The sequence below is a fragment of the Robiginitalea sp. genome, assembly GCF_049588695.1.
GTDB lineage: Bacteria > Bacteroidota > Bacteroidia > Flavobacteriales > Flavobacteriaceae > Robiginitalea.
In genome coordinates, this window is record NZ_JBAVZJ010000503.1 from 1 (window position 1) to 2,051 (window position 2,051).

Sequence of the window (2,051 nt, forward strand, 5' to 3'; positions counted from 1 at the left end):
ACCAGGTGGCTAAGGCCTGAAAGCGACTGCTCACCCTGAGGTTAAAGGAATGGATTCCCGAAATTACAATTACCGTTCCCACGGCCAATACGGGAGGTGGAATGGAAACAACATTAGAGGCGTAGGCACCCAGCGCCATAGCCGCAAGGGCTACAGGGGCTGCAAACCCGACGATCAGGGATACCCAGCCGGCCAGGTACCCGACAAAGGGGTGGTAAATTTTTGTAAGGAAAACGTACTCCCCCCCTGATTTTGGGAAGGCGCTCCCCACCTCGGCGTAGCAAAAGGCCCCTGCAAGGGCCATCACCCCACCCAGGATCCAAAGGGCTGCGACAGACCAGGAATTTTGCACATCCAGCAGCTGAAAACCCAGGCTTGTAAAAACCCCGGTACCGATCATATTGGCCACCACCAGGGCAGCAGCCACCTTCCATCCGATTTTTTTAGTAATGGCGCTCAAGGGGGCGATCAGGTTTTGAGGTATGGCGTGCCAGTTTCATTTTTTCAGGTTTAGGGTTGTGTTTGTTCACGCAGCACCTTTTCGATTAATTCGAGGATTTCTTCACAGGATTCCACGACGCGCTTGCATTCCATAGCATTGTGCACAGCATGCATTTTCTTTGTGGAAACATGACTCATAAAAACCGGGTCTTTTAGCAGTGCAGAGGGCTCGTAAGCCTGTCGTGCAGGCAGGTTTGCCGAGGCATTCAGTCCTATATTCTTATCGTAATGGGTCAGGGTAAAATCGTACTTCTCAAGGTTGGAAATGGGGTAATGCGCTGCCAGAAAAGGAACAATGGTGTTTTGAGAATAAGAGATGGACAACTGCTCATCGTCATCCAGTTCGGCGTTCACCCCGGACCACAGCGTCAGCAGGTATCGCAATTCCTCGTTTTGGATTAAGTTCAGGTTCCCGGCATTGATCAGATTGTTGGAAGCCCCGGGTTTTGGGGTATAATCGAACCAGTCAAACATATAAAACATCAGAGAATCGGTCTCCTCTATAGCAAAAGCCCCGGCTTTTGCGTTTTCCTGCAACCGGGTGGTCGCCTCGAAAACCCCCATATTTCCCTCGTAAACCCTTCGGGCGTCCATAAGATTCTCCGTAAACTCCACTTTAAGATCTCGGAGGGTTTTCACTTCAATCTCCCGCATTCGTTGTTCCTCATTCCAATTGTCAATTTGAAGCGCCAGTAAAATACCTATGACCACCAGGAGACTTTCTCCAATGGCATAAAGCATATAGCGGCCTAAACTGGATTTCCCCAGGAGTGATTTACGGATTTTTCGAAAAAAAGGGGCCATATTGGATATTAAGCGATTCTTATGGGAACATCCTTAATTTTTCTTGTTGTTCCCAAAAGACTTATCCGGAAAAGGAGGGGGCTGAGGCACATCCCTTGGATCTTTCCGGATTTCTTCTTTGAGGAATTCTATAGCCCGTTCCAATTGGGCATCCTTTCCTTTAAACGTGGCATGGGGCAAATTGTCCAATATGATATCGGGTTCAAAACCGTGCCCTTCAATAAGCCATTCCCCGTTGTCTCCGTAAACCCCCATCATGGGAGCCCGGGCAAGACCTCCGTCGCTCAGGCGATTTGAGCTGCTGAGCCATATTTCGCCCCCCCAGGTACGCACCCCTATGGTGGTGCCCAGCCCGAGTTTTTTAAAACCATCGGCAAAGGCCTCCCCGTCTGAATACGTGTTTTCGTTCACCAGAACCACAATATGCCCCCTGAAGGCGTACTGCATATTCCAGGTGGGTTTTCCATTGCGCTCCGCCCAGTACATCCAGGCCTTACGAAGCAACTTTTCAAGGATAAAACTATCGATGTTTCCTCCGAAGTTGTAACGCACATCGATGATAAGTCCTTTGCGGTCGAAAACAGGGTAAAACTCCCGGTAGAACTGGCTGATGTCATTAGAGCCCATAGCGCGCAGGTGCAGGTAACCCACCTCGTTTTCGGTGGCGGCTTCCACTTTCAGCCGGTTTTTATACTCCCAGTCCCGATACCTGAGATTATAGGCGCTTCTAATGGGCTTGACGATAT

3 protein-coding genes are annotated in these 2,051 nt (G+C 49.8%); all 3 read right to left on the bottom strand.

Going from position 1 to position 2,051, the window contains the following annotated elements:
* On the bottom strand, nucleotides 1–460 hold a 460-nt coding region (locus tag WBV75_RS11705), incomplete at its 3' end, for an amino acid permease (protein WP_424120775.1).
* A gap of 50 nt (nucleotides 461–510) precedes the next feature.
* Nucleotides 511–1,305, bottom strand: coding sequence for a hypothetical protein (locus WBV75_RS11710; RefSeq protein ID WP_424120776.1), 795 nt, complete (start codon nucleotides 1,303–1,305; stop codon nucleotides 511–513).
* A 33-nt stretch (nucleotides 1,306–1,338) separates the two neighbouring features.
* On the bottom strand, nucleotides 1,339–2,051 hold a 713-nt coding region (locus WBV75_RS11715), incomplete at its 5' end, for a S41 family peptidase (protein WP_424120777.1).

Excerpts from the sequence above, each read along its gene's own strand:
- WBV75_RS11710 (WP_424120776.1), bottom strand. The coding sequence starts at position 1,305 with ATGGCCCCTTTTTTTCGAAAAATCCGTAAATCACTCCTGGGGAAATCC.